This is a genomic window from Pseudomonas sp. R3-41, from assembly GCF_054161485.1.
On sequence record NZ_CP096421.1, the window covers coordinates 5,231,097 to 5,251,491 of the forward strand.

A 20,395-nucleotide genomic window follows, 5' to 3' on the forward strand; every position below is an offset into this window, starting at 1 on the left:
ATATACCGACTGACACGACGCCTTCGCGAGCAGGCTCGCTCCCACAAGGGGGTTCAGGGTGAGGGCTGAGGTTTGCGTACCCCCAACCGACTGATCCACACCGCCATCAATATCACCGCCCCACCCAGCAGCAACCGCCCCAGCGCCTCATGCTGGTTCCAGATCAGCAGGTTCACCAACAGCCCCACCGGCACGTGCAGGTTGTTCATCACTGCCAGCGTCCCGCCGTTGACCAGGCACGCGCCCTTGTTCCACCAGTACAGCCCCAATGCGGTGGAAACCAGCCCGAGGAACACCAGCACACCCCATTGCAATGGGGCTTCGGGCCAGAAGTCTGGCTTGCCGAACAGCAGGAACGCCGGCAACGCCACCATCAGCGCACCGAGATAGAAATAGCCGAAACGCCGGTAATGCGGCAGGTCGCTCGGGTGACGGGCCACCAGGTGTTTGTAGAGCACCTGCCCGGCGGCATAGGTGAAGTTGGCCAGTTGCAGCAGCAAAAATCCCATGAAGAAATCCGGGTTGATCCGGTCATAACGAATCACCGCCGCACCGGCCACGGCCACCAGCGCCGCGATCAGCGCCCAGGGATTGAAGCGGCGGTTCAGCGCGTCTTCGATCAAGGTCACGTGCAGGGGCGTGAGAATGGTGAAAAGCAGCACTTCCGGCACGGTCAAGACCCGGAAGCTCAGGTACAAGCAGACGTAGGTCACGCCGAACTGCAAGGCCCCGATCAACAGCATGCCGCGCATGAATGACGGCTCCACCTGGCGCCAGCGGGTCAACGGAATGAACACCAGTCCCGCCAGCACCACGCGCACGAGCACCGCGAAATAACTGTCCACATGCCCGGCCAGATACTCGCCGATCAGGCTGAAGGAAAACGCCTGGATCAAAGTCACAAACAGTAGATAGCCCATACCGCCCCTCGTTTCGAATGGCGGCGAAGATAGCGGTTTTGAACGGCGGGAGCGAGCTTGCTTGCGATTGCGGAGTGTCAGTCAACATCAATATTCTGACCCATCGCCATCACGAGCAAGCTCGCTCCCACAGGTCCTCCACTAACTTGGAGTTTCATCCACGACCCAAGGATTGGCCTGGCGCTGGCGCCGATGGTTGGCAGCACGTTGAAGCACACGGGTCAACGCCTGAAAGTTCGCCGGCTTGGTCAGGATGTCGTCGGCACCCGCGGCCCTGAAACGTTCTATCTCGCTGGAAAAGGCGCTCGCGGTGAAGGCCACGATGTAGCAGGTATCGCCCCCCGGGAGTTCACGGATGCCATGGATGGCCTCCAGTCCGTCCATGACGGGCATGTTGATGTCCATGAAAATGATTTCCGGCGTCGAAACCCTGCACTGATCGACCGCTTCCCGCCCGTTGGATGCCAAGTCGGGTACATAGCCCAACTCTTGTAGCATCGCCATGGCAACTTTCTGGCTCACTGGGTGATTTTCCACCAGCAGGATATCCAGCGGGTAATCCTCGGCAAAAGAGGCGTCGAAACTCACCGCGGCGCGATCGTTTCCGAGGGGTATTTCCGAGACTGAAAAAAGTGTGAGGGGAAGCGAGAAGCAAAACGTCGATCCAACCCCAGGCTGGCTGGTAAAGGACAAGGTCCCCTGCTGTGCCTCGATCAGTGTTTTGCAGATGGAAAGCCCCAGCCCACTCCCGGTAAAACCTTGGCTGACCGGCTCTTTAAACTGGGCAAAGGGCTTGAACAGACTGTTCTGCCGCTCAAGGGGAATGCCAATGCCGGTATCGCGGATGGAAAAGTCGAGCCGGGCTTGAGGGCCGTGACCGATGCTGGAGACCGTGAGCGAGACCTCGCCGCTTTCGGTAAACTTGACGGCGTTGCCCAGCAAGTTGATCAATATTTGGCGAAGGCACTCGATATCGGTTTTGATCAAGGGCGGCACGTCCGCAGAAACCTTGGCCTCAAGGACGATTGGTTTACCCTGGATATTTTGTCGGATCATTTCAAGACTGGATGAAACCAGTGTTCTCACATCGAACACACAAGGCTTCAACTCAAGTTTGCCCGCTTCGATTTTTGCCAGATCGAGAATGTTATCAATAAGCGACAACAGTGTTCGTCCACTGCCATGAATCGTTTTTAACAGGCGGCGCTGCTCAGGATTCAGTTCGGACTTCGCCAGCAGCTCGGTCGCGCCGATGACGCCGTACATAGGGGTGCGAATCTCATGGCTCATGGTGGCCAGAAACCGGGTTTTAGAACGATCCGCCTCTTCGGCGGCATTTTTTGCCTGATTCAATACCTGTTCATTGACTCGCAGTTGCTGGACATGCGTACGCATGCGCAAAAGGATTAAAGCGAGAAAGACCAAAATGGCCAGGATGATATGGTAGAGGGAGTCATGACTGAGTTGTTGGTAGTACTCCGCCAAGGTAATTTCCGCCCCGACAACGTACACCGTACCGTCTTGTGATTTCAGTGGCACAAAGACCGCGCGAAAATCCCCCCAATGATCCGAGTAATCAATCCAGGTTGGCTCGGTGCGTTTGAAACTGTCGAGTAAGGCTTGGCTGGCATCGGGATACGGATCGAAAAAGCGCACGAAATTCCCCGCTTGGATTTCTTCCTTCGATGCGCTGGAGCTGACCAGATAAGCCTCTGCACCTCGCTGGATCACGCTATAGACAAAAGCAGTGCCCATGGACTCGTTGAAGTTGGAGAGCCGCTCGATGGTATCCCAGTCTTGCGCCTGGGATTTGGAACGTTTATCGACCAGATTGTCATGGTAACGGTCGCCGAGGATGGCCGAAGCGCCCAGCGCGGCATGCAGCAATTTATTGTTGATATTGTCTGTAAGGACGCTTTGCGTCTCGACATAGAGGTAGTAGATATAGCCACTCGCCCCTAAGAGATAGGCCAGGAATAAGGCCCATGTTTTCCGTTTGACGTTGAACATATCACAGTCTCCCTACTGTAATTGCGCGCATAAATTACCACAGCAGGCATCGAGAGATTTGCCCAATCCGGGTGACGCTACGGCCTGACCATTTCCAGTGCTCAGGACTTGAAAGACCTCCATCTTAAGGCCGTTTTTTCCATTTCCCCAAAAAAAAGCCCGATCTCGCTAAAGCGTTCAATCGGGCTGATGCACTCAGGAGCAATAAGTGCAAAGGGAGGTTCGATGCGCAAAACGGTTTGAAGGGAAGCGCCAGGTCACTAAACCACCTGGCGATTATCCGAGGATTAACGGATCAGGCGACCTGGGACAGTTTGGCGTTGGCCTGAGTCAACCCTTTCTCCTGGAAGTCGCCACCCAGGTTCATGCCCTCGGCATGGATGAAGGTCACGTCGTGGATCCCGATGAAGCCCATGACCTGGCGCAGGTAGGGTTCCTGATGGTCGGTGCTGCCACCGGCGTGAATGCCGCCCCGGGCGGTGAGCACGAAGGCGCGCTTGTCGGCCAGCAGGCCTTGGGGACCGGTGGGCGTGTATTTGAACGTCACGCCGGCACGCAGCACGTGGTCGAGCCAGGCTTTCAGGGTGCTGGGAATGGCAAAGTTGTACATCGGTGCCGCCATCACCAGTACATCGGCGGCCAGCAGCTCATCGGTCAGTTGGTTGGAGCGTTCCAGCGAGGCGTTCTCAATGTCGTTGCGCTGCTCGGCAGGCTTCATCCAGCCGCCCAGCAGATTGGCATCCAGGTGGGGCACCGGGTTGATGGCCAGGTCACGAACGCTGATTTCGTCGGCCGGGTGCGCAGCTTTCCACTGGCTGATGAAGGTTTGGGTCAGTTGACGGGAAACCGAGTCTTGCTGGCGGGCACTGCTTTCGATGATCAGAACGCGGGACATGGCTTGTAGGCTCCATCTGAGAATGTTGTCAGTCGATGGAGTGAAGGTTAAACGTGAGCATATCGATGAAAAAGCGCAAATAACTGCTGTAATGCATCGATATTTTCGTTTATAAGCGGAGCAAGCAATATCAAATGCCCCGCCGCCGGCCTATTTCGGCTGACAGGTCAGCTTGATGCGCAGCTTGATGATGTTGCGGTTGAACTTGGCCGTGGCGTTCTTGAACTTGCCGGCGGCGACTTCGATCTTGCGGGTGCGCGGTGCCTCGGGACCGTTGCGGAACACGACGGTGCAGGCCGCATCGGTACTGCCGTAGTTGTTGACCTGGATGGAACCGATGTCGGCATCGGTGTCATAGGCGGTGTAGTCGATGCTCAGGCCGTTGAGGTGTTTTTCCACATCGATCGGGTAGGCAAACGCGGTCAGTGGCAGCAAGGCCAGCACCACACAACAGATTTTCTTCATTCGGCAGTCTCCACCAAGGGACCGCCAGCTTAGGACAAGAGGAGCTCGATATGAAAGCGCCCCGCGTGACCCTGGATCAATGGCGCACCCTGCAGGCGGTGGTCGACCACGGCGGTTTCGCCCAGGCCGCCGATGTGCTGCATCGCTCCCAGTCGTCAGTGAGCTACACCGTGGCCCGCATGCAGGATCAACTCGGTGTGCCGTTGCTGCGCATCGATGGGCGCAAGGCCGTGCTGACCGAAGCCGGCGGCGTGCTGCTGCGCCGTTCGCGGCAATTGGTGAAACAGGCCAGCCAACTGGAAGACCTGGCCCACCACATGGAGCAGGGTTGGGAAGCGGAAGTGCGCCTGGTAGTCGACGCGGCCTATCCCAACGCCCGCCTCGTTCGCGCCTTGACCGCGTTCATGCCGCAAAGCCGCGGTTGCCGAGTGCGGCTGCGGGAAGAAGTGTTGTCGGGTGTCGAAGAAGTGCTGCTCGAAGGCGTGGCCGACCTGGCCATCAGCGGTTTCAGCATTCCCGGTTACCTGGGCGCGGAATTGAGCGATGTGGAATTCATCGCGGTGGCCCATCCCGAGCATGCCCTGCACCGTCTCAATCGGGAACTTAACTTCCAGGACCTGGAAAGCCAGTTGCAAGTGGTCATTCGCGACTCCGGCCGCCAGCAACCCCGGGACGTTGGCTGGCTCGGCGCCGAACAACGCTGGACCGTGGGCAGCCTGGCCACCGCCGCGAGTTTTGTCGGCAGTGGCCTGGGTTTCGCCTGGCTGCCCCGGCACATGATCGAGCGGGAACTCAAGGAAGGCGTGCTCAAGCGTCTACCCTTGGAACAGGGAGGCAGCCGCAACTCGACCTTCTATCTTTTTTCAAACAAGGAAAAACCCCTGGGGCCAGCCACGCAAATCCTGATCGAACTGCTGCGCACCTTCGACACCGCGCCGCTGGATGCGCCATTCGCCGCCCCTGAACAAGCCTGACAAGGACTTCGCCGATGGCCTATTTCGAGCACGAAGGTTGCAACCTGCACTACGAGGAATACGGCCACGGCGCGCCCGTGGTGCTGGTCCACGGGCTGGGTTCCAGCACCCAGGACTGGGAAAAGCAAATCCCGGTTCTGTCCGCCCACTACCGCCTGATCGTGATGGATGTGCGCGGCCACGGCCGTTCCGACAAACCCCGCGAGCGCTTCAGCATCGCCGGTTTCAGCGCCGACCTGAGCGCCCTGATCGAACACCTCGCCGTTGGGCCGGTGCATCTGGTGGGCTGGTCCATGGGCGGCATGATCTGTTTCCAATTGGCGGTGGATGAACCCGAACGGGTCAAGAGCCTGTGCATCGTCAACAGCGCGCCGGAAGTCAAAGTCCGCACGCCGGACGATTGCTGGCAATGGTTCAAGCGCTGGAGCCTGATGCGCCTGCTCAGCCTGGAGACCATCGGCAAGGCCCTCGGTGCGAAGCTGTTCCCCAAACCTGAACAAACCGAGTTACGCCTGGAAATGGCCCGACGCTGGGCAAAGAACGACAAACGTGCTTATCTCGCCAGCTTCGATGCGATCGTAGGCTGGGGCGTCCAGGAACGACTTTCACAGGTTACCTGTCCAACCCTCGTCATCTGCGCCGACCATGACTACACCCCGGTGGCGCTGAAAGAAGCCTATGTAAAGCATCTGCCCAACGCACGGCTGGTGGTCATCGCCGATTCACGGCACGCTACCCCGCTGGATCAACCCGAACGCTTCAACCAAACCCTGCTCGACTTTTTGACCGCAACCGATACCACCACTCAGGATCACTGACCCCATGCTGAAAAAAATCGTCCTCGCCGCCGGCACCGTACTGTTCGCCGCCAACCTGATGGCCGCGACACCTGCCAAGGCAACGCATGTATTGCTGGACACCACCAACGGCCAGATCGAAATCGAACTGGACCCGGTCAAGGCCCCCATCAGTACCAAGAATTTCCTTGAGTACGTGGACAGCGGCTTCTACACCAACACGATTTTCCACCGCGTGATCCCGGGCTTCATGGCCCAGGGCGGCGGCTTCACCCAGCAGATGCAGCAGAAAGAAACCAAGGCGCCGATCAAGAACGAAGCCAGCAACGGCCTGCACAACGTTCGCGGCACCTTGTCGATGGCCCGCACCTCCAACCCGGACTCAGCCACCAGCCAGTTCTTCATCAACGTGGCCGACAACGCCTTCCTCGACCCGGGCCGTGACGCTGGCTACGCGGTGTTCGCCAAGGTGGTCAAGGGCATGGACGTGGTGGACATCATCGTCAACTCCCAGACCACCACCAAGCAAGGCATGCAAAACGTGCCGATCGACCCTGTGATCATCAAGTCGGCCAAGCGCATCGACTGAACACACAGGGCAAGCCTGAGCGGTGCCGGCGACCCCGCGCCGCTCACAGCAATATAAGGAGAGCCCTGCCCGGGCTATGTACCCATGGTTTACCGCCGTTTTGAGAAACTGATCGACATCTTTCGCGACGCCCCTACCTCGGCCCCGCCGGACCGCGTCCTACCCTTCTATACTTATTACCTGAAACAGGTCTGGCCAAGCTTCGCCGCGTTGCTGGTGGTGGGCCTGATCGGTGCGCTGATCGAGGTAGCGCTGTTCAGCTACCTGAGCCGCATCATCGACCTGACCCAGGCAACGCCCAGCGCGGATTTCTTCAAGCTCCACGGCCTGGAACTGGCGTGGATGGCTGTTGTGGCCCTGGTTTTTCGGCCTATCTTCGTGGCCCTGCATGATTTGCTGGTGCACCAGACCTTGAGTCCCAGCATGACCAGCCTGATCCGCTGGCAGAACCACAGCTACGTGCTCAAGCAGAGCCTGAACTTCTTCCAGAACGATTTCGCCGGACGCATCGCCCAGCGCATCGTGCAGACCGGCAACTCCCTGCGCGACTCGGCGGTGCAGGCCGTGGACGCGCTGTGGCACGTGCTGATCTACGCCATCAGCTCACTGGTGCTGTTCGCCGAAGCCGACTGGCGCCTGATGATTCCGCTGCTGATGTGGATCGTCTCGTACATCGGCGCACTTTATTACTTCGTGCCACGGGTCAAGGAACGCTCCGTGGTGTCCTCCGATGCCCGCTCCAAGCTCATGGGACGGATCGTCGACGGCTACACCAACATCACCACCCTAAAGCTGTTCGCCCACACCAATTTCGAACAGCAATACGCCCGCGAAGCCATTGAGGAGCAGACTGAAAAAGCCCAACTGGCCGGCCGCGTGGTGACCAGCATGGACGTGGTCATCACCACCATGAACGGGCTGCTGATCGTCGGCACCACGGCCCTGGCCCTGTGGTTGTGGACCCAGTCGCTGATCAGCGTAGGCGCCATTGCCCTGGCCACGGGCCTGGTGATTCGCATCGTCAACATGTCCGGCTGGATCATGTGGGTAGTTACCGGCATCTTCGAAAATATCGGCATGGTCCAGGACGGGTTGCAGACCATCTCCCAGCCCGTCAGCGTCACCGACCGCGACGAGGCCAAGCCGCTGGCGGTGGCCCAGGGCGAGGTGCGTTTCGAGCATGTGGACTTCCACTATGGCAAGAAAAGCGGGGTCATCGGCGACCTGAACCTGGTGATCAAGCCCGGCGAGAAAATCGGCCTGATCGGCCCGTCCGGCGCGGGTAAATCCACCTTGGTCAACCTGCTGCTGCGCCTCTACGACGTACAGGGCGGGCGCATCCTCATCGATGGCCAGAATATCGCCGAAGTCGGCCAGGAAAGCCTGCGCGAGCGCATCGGCATGATCACCCAGGACACGTCGCTGCTGCATCGTTCGATTCGCGACAACCTGCTCTACGGCAAGCCCGACGCCACCGATGCGCAACTCTGGGAAGCCGTGCACAAGGCCCGGGCCGATGAGTTCATACCGTTGCTGTCGGACGCCGAAGGCCGCACCGGCTTCGATGCCCATGTGGGTGAGCGCGGTGTAAAACTGTCCGGTGGCCAGCGCCAGCGCATCGCTATCGCACGGGTGCTGCTCAAGGACGCGCCGATCCTGATCATGGACGAAGCGACGTCAGCGCTGGACTCGGAAGTCGAGGCCGCGATCCAGGAAAGCCTTGAAACCCTGATGCAAGGCAAGACCGTGATCGCCATCGCCCACCGCCTCTCCACCATCGCCCGGATGGACCGCTTGGTGGTGCTGGAAAATGGCCGCATCGCCGAGACCGGCAGTCATGCCGAGTTGCTGGCCCATGGCGGGTTGTATGCGCGGCTGTGGCAGCATCAGACGGGTGGATTCGTGGGGATCGACTGATCTCTACCAGACACCACTGACCCGTGGCGAGGGAGCTTGCTCCCGCTGGGGCGCGAAGCGCCCCCAAAATCTGAGTTCCAACACAATAAATACGTTGGACACCCAGCCTTATTGGGGCTGCTGCGCAGCCCAGCGGGAGCAAGCTCCCTCGCCACAGGGTCTGGTTTGAGTCCGCAATACTGAAAAATTCTGTCCAGGATCCATTTAGCCCACGCAGCCACCCCATACTCCCCGCCGACCACGGCCAAAACCGCCACAGTCCCTGACTCTGGCGGTTTTTTCATGCCGCTGGATTTGTCGATAAACCCTGCTGTACTCAGCCCAGGTTCTGGAGATGAACCTGTCGTAATGCTGCTGGATGCATAACCGATTATCACGACTGTTTTATCAAGGAAACTTATGTCTTTACTCAAACGTTCAACGACTGAGTTGTTGGGTACGTTCTGGCTGGTGCTGGGCGGCTGCGGCAGCGCGGTATTGGCCGCCTCCGGGATTGGCGTGCTGGGGGTGGCCCTGGCCTTCGGCTTGACGGTATTGACCATGGCGTTCGCCATCGGTCATATCTCGGGTTGCCATTTGAACCCGGCCGTTTCGTTGGGCTTGTACGTGGGGGGTCGGTTTCCAGCCAAGGAACTGCCTGCCTACATCATCGCCCAAGTTATCGGCGGGGTGCTGGCCGCCGCGTTGATCTACTTCATCGCCAGCGGCAAGGAAGGTTTTGACCTGGCGGCGTCCGGCCTGGCCTCGAACGGTTACGGCGAGCATTCGCCCGGTGGGTATTCGATGGCGGCCGGTTTCGTCACCGAACTGGCAATGACGGCGATGTTCATCCTGATCATCCTCGGCGCCACCGATAAACGCGCGCCGGCCGGGCTAGCACCGATTGCCATCGGCCTGGCCCTGACGCTCATTCACCTGATCTCGATCCCGGTCACCAACACATCCGTCAACCCGGCCCGCAGCACGGGTCCGGCGCTGCTTGTCGGCGGCTGGGCCATCGAGCAATTGTGGCTGTTCTGGGTGGCACCGCTGCTGGGCGCCATCATCGGTGGTGTCTCGTACCGCTGGCTGGGCCAGGAAAACCGCTGAGTCATTCCCGCAAAAATCAGCACTGCCGATAAGGCAGTGCTGTTTTCGCTTCTTCGGCATACGCCAGCACGCCCTCCTGCTCCCTCATGAGGAAATCCGCCACTGCCGCCTTCAAGCCCGGGTGGCGCAGGTAATGCCATGAGCGAGTAATCACCGGCTCGAACCCGCGAATCAACTTGTGCTCACCCTGGGCACCGGCGTCAAAGCGCTGCAAACCGTGGGCAATCGCGTAGTCCATGCCCTGATAGAAACAGGTCTCGAAGTGCAAGCGGTCGAACTCCGCCAGGCAGCCCCAGTACCGCCCGTAGAAACTGTCACCGCCCACCAGGCTGAACGCCATCGCCACCGGCCGTGAACCTTGCTTGGCCAGCACCACGCGGATGGCCTCGGGCATGCGCTCGGCCAGCAGGCTGAAGAATGTCCGGGTCAAGTAAGGCGCCTGCCGTCGTATCGCGTAGGTATTGGCATAACAGGCGTAGACAAAATCCCACTGCGCCTCGTCCAGTTGACAGCCTTCCAGCCACTCGAACTCGATCCCCTGCCCCGCCACCTGCTCGCGCTCCTTGCGCATCTGCTTGCGCTTGCGGGAGCTGAGGGCATCGAGAAAATCCTGGAAGTCCCGATAACCGCGGTTTTGCCAGTGATATTGGCAGCCAATCCGCTGCAGCCAGCCTTCTTGCCCGGCGAGCGCCGCGTCGGTGAAAGCATCGGTGAAGTTGATGTGGGCGCTGGAAAGCCCTTCGATTTCCAGATAACCCGGCAGGCTGCCCAGCAACTCCAGACCGTCCTCCACCCGTGCCGCCAATAATCGCGGCCCACTGACCGGGCTGAACGGCACCGCTGTCAGCAGCTTGGGGTAATAGTCGATGCCGGCGCGGGCGCAAGCGTCGGCCCAGCCGTGGTCGAACACGTATTCACCGTAGGAATGCCACTTGCGGTAACTGGGCAAGGCCGCCAGCAGACGACCGTCTTCAATGTGCAGCAAATGCTCGGCTTGCCAACCGGATTGCGGGCCCAGGCTGGCGCTGTCTTCCAATGTGCTCAGGAAGGCGTGACGCAGGAAAGGCTGGTTGACGGGCACCAACGCGTCCCACTCCAGAGGCGCGATGGCGGACAGGCTATCCAAGACGTGAAGCGGCATGCGGTTCTCCGAAGCCCAGGCGGCGATAGGGAGTATCGCCGATCTGGGTCGGATGGTACGAGGAACAAGGTGATTTTTATGGTGTTTTTGATTGAACGATCATAAGAATAGTGCCGTTTAGCTTCATTGCTGACCTAGGAATTCGTCAATAGTTCTTCTACCGTTGCCAGTCTGTGCATTTGATTCAGCGTGCCGGATTTCTTCCGCCAGCTCTTTTAACTTTCGTCTAGAATGCTCCGTAATAGCGACTTTTCTTTTTTCATATTTACGTGTAGCCACTTCGAAAGCTTCAATATACGAATCTACTTTAATGGTCAGTTTTTCAACCTCCTTAGCAGCAGGAACTGTTACGGACCAATCTTTCCCCTGCAACTCAAGACTCTCCAATCTGTCAACAGCCACTTGTCGATCTCGGAAATATTGAGCATACACTGTTTTGATATTATCGAGATCCTCAGGCTGGACAAGTGTAAATCTGGCTGCGCTTTTCCCCTGGGGTTTCACGCGAAGAACACCAGGAATTTTTCTAGAAAAAAAAGATGAAATATTTGCATTAAACAGCCCATGAAAAAACCCTATATGCCCCGTCGGATCCACATTATTAATCGGATCCCCCACGCAATACATGTATGCATTCAACCCCCCCTTCCCAAACGGGCTCAAGTTGTCCGGGCTGTGAAATCTCATCAACAACGGATTGAAGACGCGGTACCCCTTGCGCAGCAAGTACCAACCGGTTTGCGTTTCGCGCCGCTCGCCGTTGTAGCCCAAATGACTGTTCACCGCCCCATCCTCTGCATGATGACCATACGCCGAATAAGCAACAGCCTTGACCGCATCCTGGCTGATCTCGGACAACACACTGTTCTTGTCATCCCCCGCCAGTAACAGGGTCTTCGGGACGTCACCTGCTTGCTGCTCGGCGAGCACCAGGTCATTCGCCCGTACGAAGGTGCTGCTATTGGTCCCGTGGATCTCGTTCACCAATTCATCGTTTCGGTAGAACCGTTGCTCCCTGCCGCCCGACGCACTGCGCCCGATCAAGGTGTCCAGCGCGTCGTAGTGAAAGCTGACCAACGTTTCGCCAGCCGGCAACTGTTCCGTTTCATCTGAACCCGCCATTGTTGTTCTCCACATTCACCGTTAGCGGCCACCGTTCGTCATGGACGCTTAGTTGCGAAAAGCAGAGCGGGCAGTGCCGGGGATTTCCAGACGCCTGCCACCGCCGCTCTGCGGCTGTAGAAAGTAAGCACCCTCTTCGAAAACCGCGAAACTGTCAGGGTTAACAGGTGGGTGTCCATACAGTAGTCGGGACAAGAAAACGCAAAGGTGCGAATAAAACTCAAAAAAAACCCCGCCAGGGGCGGGGTCGAAAGGAGCATTAACGGATGAAAGTGCAGCGGTGTATCAAATCAAAACGTTTTAGAACACGTACTGGGCACGGACAACAAAACCGTCGCCATCGTCATCGCCATTGGCGTTGGTGACTTTGTCGGTCTTCGCCTTGACGTAGGCGCCGGTGATTTTCACCGCTTCGTTGGCGTACCAGTTCACGCCCAGGTTGTGCACCTTGGCTTCGGCATCGCCGACTTCACGGGTTGCCGAGGCAGTGGTGATGTTGTCGTCTTCGACGGTCATGCTGTCGAAGCGGTAGAACACTTCCCAGGCGCCGATGGATTTGTTCTGAGGCTTGATGGCGTCGAACTTGCCGACTTTATAGCCACGGGATTCACCGGTGATGGTGTAGGCACCCTGGACGTAGAAGCCGTGGCCTTTGAGGTCTTCGAAGGCGTCGCTGTCAGCCTTGGTCTTGCGGGAGATGTATTCACCCTGGATCGACGCTGGGCCCATGGCGAAAGCGGCTTCCAGGCCGAAGGCGGTGTCGGTGTCGTAGGAACCGGCCGGCGAGTTGTTGGCGCCGCCCAGGACCGGACGGTTACCGTTAGGACCGGCATCGTTGCCGCCCAGGGTTTCAACGCCACGCATGCCCAAGCGGGAGCGATAACGCGCGTCGAATGCGGTGTCCGAAACGTCGCGGGAGGCCACGTTCAAACCGAAGTGCAGCACGTTGCCGGCTTCGTGCATCGGGGCGAACACGAAGCGACCGTTGGCTTGCTTGATGCTGTTGCCGTCGGTGTCGTCGGTGTCTTTGCTGAATACACCGGCCGAGGCGTAGAACGAATCGGCGAAGGTGCTGGAAGCCTGGATGCCCAGACCGTTCTGATGGCCGTTGGCCCAGTCGATCAGGTCGTAGGCGGCGTTACGCTCAGGCGCGGTTACCCACTTGGAGCTGGTGGCTTTTTCCAGGCCGAAGTCGGGGTCGAAGCGACCGACTTTGATCGAAACGGGCTTGAAACCGTTATAGGCCAGGGACGCTTCGTCAAAGTAGCCGTTGTCGGAGTCGCCGCTGTTGTGGGCGAAATCGTAGTTGATGGTGTAGGCCCAATCCGTGTACAGCACACCCGACAGCTCCAGGAAGCCACGACGGATGTAAGCCGCATCGGCCTTGTCGCCATTGTCGGTGTAGATACCGTCGAACTGGCTGTAGTCAGCCTGCAAACGACCGCCGAGCTTGAAGCTGAACTCTTTGTCAGTGGTAGCGACCTCAAGGCCGCCCTTGGTTTTGACCACGATATCGGCGCCGTCGGTGGTGACGGTGCCGGCGAAAGCCTGGGCGGTTACTGCCATTGCCAGTGCGCTGGCGGCAACACCTGCGAAGTGCTTACGGATCATCGAAGAATTCCCCTGTTGGTAGTCTATGCGTTAGAAAACACGCGGAACTGGGCCCGCTGGTGTTGGGAGGGGATCTTGGCGGCCGGTTGTGTCAGGCGAGTTGCTATCACATAAAGATTTTATGACAGCGGAACTTTTTACTTCGAATGGGAATAACCAGTACCGCTATGGAGACCCTGTGGGAGCGAGCCTGCTCGCGATAGCGGTGGGTCAATTAACATCAATGCTGGCTGATCCGCCGCTATCGCGAGCAGGCTCGCTCCCACAAAGGGTCGGTGGGTGTATCGAGGGGTTCAGCGGCTGTTTTTACGGCGCTCGGCGGCGAGTTTCTCGGCGAGGTGATCCAGGTCGGGAATCGGTGGCTGCGGCAGTTTTTTGAGGGTCGCCTGCATCAGGCGCATCTGGCGGATGAACCGTCGGCAATTGGGGCAGAACATCAGGTGATGGCGCACCAGCAGGCGTTCACGAAAGCTCAGTTGTCCGTCGAGGTAATCGCTGGAGCGGGCCACTTGTTCCTTGCAGGTCAGCATTCGCCGGTTTCCTCGAAATGTTCAACAGTCGCGAAGACCTTCAATCGGGCGCGATGCAACAGCACGCGTACATTGGAGAGCGAGATATCCAAAAGATTACAGATTTCGTCCAACTCCAGGCCCTGTTGTTCCCGCAGGGTCAGCACGCTGCCTTGCAGTTCCGACAGGCTGGACAAGGTGTGTTCCAGGCAATCACGTAATTCACCCTCGGTGAGCAGCGCTTCGGGCGTGTCCTGGTGCCAGGCGAACGGCGCCAGCAGCCAGTGCCCGTCAGCGGCGAAACGCTCATCGCCAAGGGTGCCGTGGGGCGCCGGAAGGTCGTCGAGCAACACTTCCCGCCGGTTCTGTTTGTAACGTCCCTTGGCGGCGTTGGCCGTGATGGTCAGCAGCCAGGTCTTGAGGCTGGAACGTCCCTGGAAACCATTGAGATTGCGCACCACCGACAGCCACGCGTCCTGCACCACTTCGTCGGCATGGCGGCTGCCGACGATGGCATAGGCCACGGCGCGCATCGGGCCCTGGTAGGCGCTGACCAGTTCCTTGTAGGCCTGCTGCTCACCGGCCAGGAGGCGTTGGAGCAGGAGGGTGTCATCGGTGATCGTCATTCAACATCCCAATATCTGCAAGACTGCGATGCTTTTGTGGCGAGGGAGCTTGCTCCCGCTCGGTTGCGCAGCAACCGCAAAATCTTGGGGCCGTTTCGCCCGAAGCGTCGGACCGGCCCAGCGGGAGCAAGCTCCCTCGCCACAAAAGCTCCCCCCCCACAGCAAGCGCCCTTACCCAAAAAATCTGGGCCAGGCCAGATCAATGCTTACGCAAAATCACGCTACCAATCGAATAACCGGCGCCAAACGAACTGAGGACAGCGACCGAACCGCTGGGCAGGTCGTCCTGGTAGGTGTGGAATGCAATCACCGAACCGGCCGAACTGGTGTTGGCGTAGCGGTCGAGGATCACCGGGGCTTCTGCTTCGGTGGCTTCGCGCCCCAGCAGTTTGCGCACGATCAGATGGTTCATGCTCAGGTTGGCCTGGTGCAGCCAGAAACGTTTCACGTCGCCAACGCTCAACTGGTTCTCGTCCAGGTGGGCACCGATCAGTTCGGCCACCATCGGACAGACATCGCGGAACACCTTGCGGCCTTCCTGGACGAACAGTTTGTCGCGGCTGCCCATGCCCTCTTCCGCGGTGCGGTTGAGAAAGCCGAAGTTGTTGCGAATGTTGTTGGAGAACTTGGTCAGCAGCTTGGTACTGACCACGTCGAACTGGTACGGCGAGGTCGCCAGGTCGGCGCGTTCGATGATCACGGCAGTGGCCGCGTCGCCGAAGATGAAGTGGCTGTCGCGGTCACGGAAGTTCAGGTGGCCGGTGCACACTTCCGGGTTGACCATCAAGATCGCCCGGGCCTGGCCCAGTTGCACGCTGTTGGCCGCGGCCTGGATGCCGAAGGTTGCCGAGGAACAGGCCACGTTCATGTCGAAACCGAACCCTTCGATGCCCAGGGCTTCCTGGACTTCGATGGCGATGGCCGGGTACGCACGCTGCAGGTTGGAGCAAGCGACGATCACCCCGTCGATGTCGGCGGCCGTACGGCCGGCGCGCTCCAGGGCCTGTTTGGCGGCGCCGACGGCCATTTCGCAGAGCACCGACCACTCTTCGTTGGAGCGCTCGGGCAGGCGTGGGGTCATGCGTTGCGGATCGAGAATACCGTCCTTGTCCATGACAAAGCGGCTCTTGATGCCGGAAGCCTTTTCGATGAACGCGGCGTTGGATTCGGTCAAGGCCTCGACTTCACCACGCTCGATGGCAGCGGCGTTATCAGCGTTGAATTGGGCGACATAGGTATTGAAAGATTGCACCAGCTCTTCGTTGGAGATGCTGTTGGCCGGGGTGTACAGGCCGGTGCCGCTGATGACGACGTTATGCATGGGTCGTGTCTCTGATCTGTTCAGGCAGAAAGTATTGGCACCGACGTACCAACACGCAAAGGGACTTTTCCCATCCGGGGAAGCAGCCCTGGCATCGCTTTATTCCGATCCGCCCGTGGCATTGAAGCTCAAAACCACGGAACCGGCATTTATAGGCGCCAAGTTTGCCATAAACGCTGGGGTTTGGCCCATTCTCCCTTACTTACGACAAAAAACCTGTGGGAGCGGGCTTGCTCGCGAAAGCGGTTGTACATTCACTATAAATGCAAGCTGATCCACCGCCTTCGCGAGCAAGCCCGCTCCCACAGGGGGTATGTGTGGTGTCCAACTTATCTGATCAACCCTCCACCTGCCCCCATTGCTTGCCCAGGCGCTTATCGGAAATCGGCACCTTGGTGCCCAACTGCTGCGCGAACAATGACACCCGATATTCCTCCAGCCACCAGCGGTATAGTTCCAGTTGCGGGTCGCGCTTGCCTTCCTGGGCGTGTTTGCTGGCGCGGGCCTGGTATTGCGCCCAGAGGTTCGACAGTTCGCCGCTCCAGACCCGGTCCTTCTGCACTTGGCTGCCGAGTTTCTCGAAGCGTTGTTCGATGGCCTTGAGGTAGCGCGGCAGTTCCTTGAGCCACTGATGCGGGGTTTCCCGCACGAAGCCCGGGTACACCAGGTGACTGAGTTGCTGCTTGATGTCGTTCAGCGCCACGGCCTGGGCCAGGTCGATCTTGCCCTTGAAGCGCTTTTGCAGGCCGTGCCAGAGCTTGAGGATGTCCAGGGTCAGCTTCGCCAGGCGTTCGGCGTGCTCGGTCCAGCCGCCGCGCTTGCGCTCGGCCAGGCCGGCCAGGGCGGCGCCGTCACGGGGTAGGCTCGCTTCACCTTCAAGCACGCAGCTATCGAGGCTGGCGAGCAGGATGTCTTCCACCAAGCCATCGATGCGGCCCAAGTCGCGGTACAGCAAACCCAGCTCCGTCAGGCCCGGCAACTTGCTACGCAGGAACTTGGCCGATTCGGCCAGTTGCTGCATGAGCAAGCGCTGCAAGGCGCGGCGATGCTGGAATTCGGCTTCGGCCGGCGTCGGGAAACGTCCTTCCTTGACCACGCCGCCCTCTTCCACCAGCGCCGGGTAGACCGTCATCGACAGCCCGGCGATCTTCTGTTGGGTTTTCTCCGCCACTGGCGCGAAGACCTTCGCCTCCACCGGCGCCTGGCTTTTCGCCGTTTGCGGCACGGCCAAGGCCGCCTGGCTGGCTTCGGCAAAGCGTGCCGTCAGCTCGCCCAGGTCGCGGCCCTCGCCGAGGAACTTGCCCTGGCCGTCGACGATTTCCAGGTTCATGCGCAGGTGGCTTTCGACCTGCTGGGCCGCTTCGGCCCAGGCTTCGTCGCTGACCCGCGCCCCGGTCATGCGCAGCAGCTCACGGCCCAAGGCCTGCGGCAACGAACCCTCGGCGAAGGTGATGCGCTGCAACGCCGCCTTGACGAAATCCGGCACCGGCACGAAGTTCTTGCGCAGGGCCTTGGGCAGATTGCGCACCAGGGCGATGCACTTGGCCTCGATCATCCCCGGAACCAGCCATTCCAAGCGCTCCGGCGGCAGCATCGGCAGCAATGGCGCCGGAACCCGCAGCGTCACGCCGTCACGGGGATGGTTGGGTTCGAAGTGATAGCTCAGCGGCAAGGTCAGGTCACCGACGCGCAAGGTGTCGGGGTACTGCGTGGCGGTGACTTCGCTGGCCTCGCGGGCCAGCACGTCTTCCTCGCGCATAATCAGCAATTGCGGGTCTTTCTGGCTGTTGATCCGGTACCAACTGTCGAACGTTGCGGTCTGGTGAATCTCGGCCGGCAAACGGGCGTCGTAGAACGCAAACAGGGTTTCTTCGTCGGCCAGGATGTCGCGGCGACGGGCCTTGGCTTCCAGCTCGTCGAGCTGCTCCAGCAAGCGCGTATTGGCCCCCAGGCACTTGGCCTTGGACTGGATTTCCCCGCGCACCAGCGCTTCGCGGATGAACAGCTCACGGGACACCACCGGGTCCACCGGTCCGTAGTGCACCGGTCGGCGACCGACGACGATGAGCCCGAACAGCGTGATCTGCTCATAAGCCACCACTTGCCCGCGCTTCTTCTCCCAATGGGGTTCGAAGTGGTTTTTCTTGATCAGGTGCCCGGCCAGCGGCTCGATCCAGTCCGGCTCGATCTTCGCCACCATGCGCGCGTACAACTTGGTGGTTTCCACCAGCTCGGCGGTCATCAGCCACTGCGGACGCTTCTTGCCCAGGCCCGACGAGGGGTGGACCCAGAACCGCCGTTGGCGAGCGCCGAGGTAATCACCGTCCTCGGTTTTCTGGCCGATCTGGCTCAACAGCCCCGACAGCACCGCCTTGTGCAGTTTCGGGTAGTCGGCCGGGTCTTTGTTGAGGCTCAACTGCATGTCGCGGCAGATCAGGCTCAACTGGCGATGGGAATCACGCCACTCGCGCAGGCGCAGGTAGTTGAGGAAGTTCTTGCGGCACCAGTTGCGCAGCGGGCTGGCGGTCAGGGCCTGGCGCTGCTCTTCGAAACCGCGCCACAGGTTGACCAGCCCAGCGAAGTCCGAGTCGGCATCCTTCCATTGGGCATGGGCCTGGTCGGCCGCTTGCTGCCGTTCCGGCGGACGCTCGCGCGGGTCCTGGATCGACATGGCGCTGGCGACGATCAGCACTTCCTGGAGGCTGCCCAGCTTCGCCGCTTCCAGCAGCATGCGGCCCATGCGCGGGTCCACCGGCAGGCGCGCCAACTGCCGACCCAGTGGGGTCAGCTGACTGTTGCGGTCCACCGCCGAGAGTTCTTGGAGCAGGTTGAAACCGTCGCTGATGGCCTTGCCATCCGGCGGCTCGATGAACGGGAAATCGGTGATCTCACCGAGGCGCAGGTGCAGCATCTGCAGGATCACCGCCGCCAGGTTGGTGCGCAGGATTTCCGGGTCGGTGAACTCCGGCCGTCCAAGAAAATCTTCTTCGCTGTACAGGCGCACGCAAATCCCTGGCTCGACCCGCCCGCAGCGGCCCTTGCGCTGGTTGGCGCTGGCCTGGGAAATGGCCTCGATGGGCAGGCGCTGGACCTTGGCCCGATAGCTGTAGCGACTGATGCGTGCGGTACCGCTGTCGATCACGTAGCGGATGCCCGGCACAGTGAGCGAGGTTTCGGCGACGTTGGTCGCCAACACCACTCGACGGCCCGGGTGGGACTGGAAAATCCGCTGCTGTTCGGCCGGTGACAATCGCGCATACAACGGCAGAATCTCGGTGTGCTTGAGCTGGGCCTTGCGCAGCATTTCGGCCGCGTCGCGAATCTCCCGCTCGCCCGGCAGGAACACCAACACATCCCCAGGGCTGCGGCGCTCGCTGCGCTCGTAGGCGGCGATTTCGTCGAGGGTGGCGAGGATCGCCTGGTCGACGGTCAAGTCGTCCTCGACCCGGTTGCCCTCTTCGTCCTGCTCCAGGGTCAGCGGGCGATACCAGGTTTCCACCGGGAAGGTACGGCCCGAGACTTCGACGATCGGCGCGTCATCGAAGTGCTTGGAAAAGCGTTCCAGGTCGATGGTCGCCGACGTGATGATGACTTTCAGGTCCGGACGGCGCGGCAGCAAGGTCTTGAGGTAGCCGAGCAGGAAGTCGATGTTCAGGCTGCGTTCGTGGGCTTCGTCGACGATGATTGTGTCGTAGCGTTCGAGGTAGCGATCATTCTGGGTTTCGGCCAGCAGGATGCCGTCGGTCATCAGCTTGATCAGGGTGTTGGCGTCGCTCTGGTCTTCGAAGCGGACCTGATAACCCACCAGCGCGCCCAACGGCGTGGCCAGTTCCTCGGCCACGCGGCTTGCGACACTGCGGGCGGCGATGCGGCGCGGCTGGGTGTGGCCGATCAAGCCATGCTGGCCACGACCGATTTCCAGGCAGATCTTCGGCAATTGCGTGGTTTTGCCCGAGCCGGTCTCGCCCGCGATGATCAGCACCTGGTGCTTGAGCAGCGCTTGCTTGATTTCGTCGCGCTTGGCGGCAATCGGCAAATTGTCGTCATAGCGGATCACCGGCAGGCTCGCCTTGCGCGCCAGCACCTGATCGCACGACGCCTGCATCCGCGCCACCCACTGGGCCAGCTTGGCCTCGTCGGGCTTCTTGCGCAGCTCGAGCAACTGCCGCCGCAACCGGTGACGGTCGGCGAGCATGGCGTGGTCGAGGTTTTTCAGCAGTTTGTCGATAGCGGGGGCTTGGTCAGTCATCAGGTACGCAAGGGTCGTCGGTTTGAGCAAGGGGGCGATTGTCGCAGATTTGCGGCTATTGCGCCGAGCACCAGAAGCGGCCCCACCACCCTCCCACAGGAGGGTTTGTGCCAAGGCTGGGCTTTTGTGGCGAGGGAGCTTGCTCCCGCTGGGGTGCGAA

Annotated in this window: 16 protein-coding genes; 5 read left to right on the forward strand and 11 right to left on the reverse strand. The window is 60.0% G+C overall.

All coding sequences use genetic code 11. The features are described from left to right. Positions 1–53 precede the first annotated feature (53 nt). The 4 genes from M1D99_RS22405 to M1D99_RS22420 all read right to left on the reverse strand — a co-directional run bounded on the left by M1D99_RS22405 (position 54) and on the right by M1D99_RS22420 (position 4,290). Positions 54–920, reverse strand: a complete 867-nt coding sequence (locus M1D99_RS22405; protein WP_458130794.1) for a carboxylate/amino acid/amine transporter — start codon at positions 918–920, stop codon at positions 54–56. Positions 921–1,061: 141 nt separating this feature from the next. Beyond that, a complete protein-coding gene (locus M1D99_RS22410; protein ID WP_458130795.1) occupies positions 1,062–2,930 on the reverse strand; it encodes an ATP-binding protein in 1,869 nt (622 codons plus the stop codon). 295 nt (positions 2,931–3,225) lie between these two features. After that, positions 3,226–3,825, reverse strand: coding sequence for an FMN-dependent NADH-azoreductase (locus M1D99_RS22415; protein WP_434571755.1), 600 nt, complete (start codon positions 3,823–3,825; stop codon positions 3,226–3,228). 150 nt (positions 3,826–3,975) lie between these two features. Beyond that, the gene (locus M1D99_RS22420) at positions 3,976–4,290 is read right to left on the reverse strand and encodes a 3-phosphoglycerate kinase (RefSeq protein ID WP_122566132.1); all 315 of its coding nucleotides are present in this window, start codon (positions 4,288–4,290) and stop codon (positions 3,976–3,978) included. A 50-nt stretch (positions 4,291–4,340) separates the two neighbouring features. Here M1D99_RS22420 and M1D99_RS22425 point away from each other — a divergent pair, with 50 nt between their 5' ends. The 5 genes from M1D99_RS22425 to aqpZ all read left to right on the forward strand — a co-directional run bounded on the left by M1D99_RS22425 (position 4,341) and on the right by aqpZ (position 9,656). After that, positions 4,341–5,264, forward strand: coding sequence for a LysR family transcriptional regulator (locus M1D99_RS22425; protein ID WP_053120154.1), 924 nt, complete (start codon positions 4,341–4,343; stop codon positions 5,262–5,264). 14 nt (positions 5,265–5,278) lie between these two features. After that, positions 5,279–6,082, forward strand: coding sequence for an alpha/beta fold hydrolase (locus tag M1D99_RS22430; RefSeq protein ID WP_434571757.1), 804 nt, complete (start codon positions 5,279–5,281; stop codon positions 6,080–6,082). A gap of 4 nt (positions 6,083–6,086) precedes the next feature. Further along, on the forward strand, positions 6,087–6,650 hold the full coding sequence (locus tag M1D99_RS22435) for a peptidylprolyl isomerase (RefSeq protein ID WP_458130796.1): 564 nt from the start codon (positions 6,087–6,089) through the stop codon (positions 6,648–6,650). 84 nt (positions 6,651–6,734) lie between these two features. Continuing rightward, on the forward strand, positions 6,735–8,567 hold the full coding sequence (locus M1D99_RS22440; protein WP_458130797.1) for an ABC transporter ATP-binding protein: 1,833 nt from the start codon (positions 6,735–6,737) through the stop codon (positions 8,565–8,567). Between the two features lie 399 nt (positions 8,568–8,966). Next, positions 8,967–9,656 (forward strand): aquaporin Z, encoded by a 690-nt coding sequence (aqpZ, locus tag M1D99_RS22445; protein WP_434571762.1) that lies wholly within the window; start codon positions 8,967–8,969, stop codon positions 9,654–9,656. A gap of 16 nt (positions 9,657–9,672) precedes the next feature. Here aqpZ and M1D99_RS22450 read toward each other — a convergent pair whose 3' ends face one another. From M1D99_RS22450 to hrpA, 7 genes are all read right to left on the reverse strand, one after another. Next, the gene (locus tag M1D99_RS22450; RefSeq protein ID WP_458130798.1) at positions 9,673–10,797 is read right to left on the reverse strand and encodes a GNAT family N-acetyltransferase; all 1,125 of its coding nucleotides are present in this window, start codon (positions 10,795–10,797) and stop codon (positions 9,673–9,675) included. 123 nt (positions 10,798–10,920) lie between these two features. Beyond that, a complete protein-coding gene (locus tag M1D99_RS22455) occupies positions 10,921–11,919 on the reverse strand; it encodes an RHS repeat-associated core domain-containing protein (RefSeq protein WP_458130799.1) in 999 nt (332 codons plus the stop codon). Positions 11,920–12,219: 300 nt separating this feature from the next. Further along, positions 12,220–13,530 carry an OprO/OprP family phosphate-selective porin gene (locus tag M1D99_RS22460; RefSeq protein WP_053120140.1) on the reverse strand — a complete coding sequence of 437 codons (1,311 nt, stop codon included), beginning with the start codon at positions 13,528–13,530 and terminating at the stop codon, positions 12,220–12,222. 293 nt (positions 13,531–13,823) lie between these two features. Continuing rightward, a complete protein-coding gene (locus M1D99_RS22465) occupies positions 13,824–14,060 on the reverse strand; it encodes an anti-sigma factor family protein (RefSeq protein WP_186704593.1) in 237 nt (78 codons plus the stop codon). Beyond that, a complete protein-coding gene (locus tag M1D99_RS22470) occupies positions 14,054–14,665 on the reverse strand; it encodes an RNA polymerase sigma factor (RefSeq protein WP_434571768.1) in 612 nt (203 codons plus the stop codon). Before M1D99_RS22470 ends, M1D99_RS22465 begins: the two co-directional genes overlap by 7 nt. A gap of 199 nt (positions 14,666–14,864) precedes the next feature. Further along, the gene (locus M1D99_RS22475; protein ID WP_434571770.1) at positions 14,865–15,986 is read right to left on the reverse strand and encodes a beta-ketoacyl-ACP synthase III; all 1,122 of its coding nucleotides are present in this window, start codon (positions 15,984–15,986) and stop codon (positions 14,865–14,867) included. 337 nt (positions 15,987–16,323) lie between these two features. After that, positions 16,324–20,235 (reverse strand): ATP-dependent RNA helicase HrpA, encoded by a 3,912-nt coding sequence (hrpA, locus tag M1D99_RS22480; RefSeq protein ID WP_434571772.1) that lies wholly within the window; start codon positions 20,233–20,235, stop codon positions 16,324–16,326. Positions 20,236–20,395 lie beyond the last annotated feature (160 nt).

Coding starts and splice junctions, on each gene's coding strand:
- M1D99_RS22420 (WP_122566132.1), bottom strand. CDS start 4,290: ATGAAGAAAATCTGTTGTGTGGTGCTGGCCTTGCTGCCACTGACCGCG.
- M1D99_RS22465 (WP_186704593.1), bottom strand. CDS start 14,060: ATGCTGACCTGCAAGGAACAAGTGGCCCGCTCCAGCGATTACCTCGAC.
- M1D99_RS22440 (WP_458130797.1), top strand. CDS start 6,735: ATGGTTTACCGCCGTTTTGAGAAACTGATCGACATCTTTCGCGACGCC.
- M1D99_RS22475 (WP_434571770.1), bottom strand. CDS start 15,986: ATGCATAACGTCGTCATCAGCGGCACCGGCCTGTACACCCCGGCCAAC.
- M1D99_RS22415 (WP_434571755.1), bottom strand. CDS start 3,825: ATGTCCCGCGTTCTGATCATCGAAAGCAGTGCCCGCCAGCAAGACTCG.
- M1D99_RS22460 (WP_053120140.1), bottom strand. CDS start 13,530: ATGATCCGTAAGCACTTCGCAGGTGTTGCCGCCAGCGCACTGGCAATG.
- M1D99_RS22455 (WP_458130799.1), bottom strand. CDS start 11,919: ATGGCGGGTTCAGATGAAACGGAACAGTTGCCGGCTGGCGAAACGTTG.
- M1D99_RS22450 (WP_458130798.1), bottom strand. CDS start 10,797: ATGCCGCTTCACGTCTTGGATAGCCTGTCCGCCATCGCGCCTCTGGAG.
- M1D99_RS22435 (WP_458130796.1), top strand. CDS start 6,087: ATGCTGAAAAAAATCGTCCTCGCCGCCGGCACCGTACTGTTCGCCGCC.
- hrpA (WP_434571772.1), bottom strand. CDS start 20,235: ATGACTGACCAAGCCCCCGCTATCGACAAACTGCTGAAAAACCTCGAC.
- M1D99_RS22425 (WP_053120154.1), top strand. CDS start 4,341: ATGAAAGCGCCCCGCGTGACCCTGGATCAATGGCGCACCCTGCAGGCG.
- M1D99_RS22430 (WP_434571757.1), top strand. CDS start 5,279: ATGGCCTATTTCGAGCACGAAGGTTGCAACCTGCACTACGAGGAATAC.
- M1D99_RS22410 (WP_458130795.1), bottom strand. CDS start 2,930: ATGTTCAACGTCAAACGGAAAACATGGGCCTTATTCCTGGCCTATCTC.
- M1D99_RS22470 (WP_434571768.1), bottom strand. CDS start 14,665: ATGACGATCACCGATGACACCCTCCTGCTCCAACGCCTCCTGGCCGGT.
- M1D99_RS22405 (WP_458130794.1), bottom strand. CDS start 920: ATGGGCTATCTACTGTTTGTGACTTTGATCCAGGCGTTTTCCTTCAGC.
- aqpZ (WP_434571762.1), top strand. CDS start 8,967: ATGTCTTTACTCAAACGTTCAACGACTGAGTTGTTGGGTACGTTCTGG.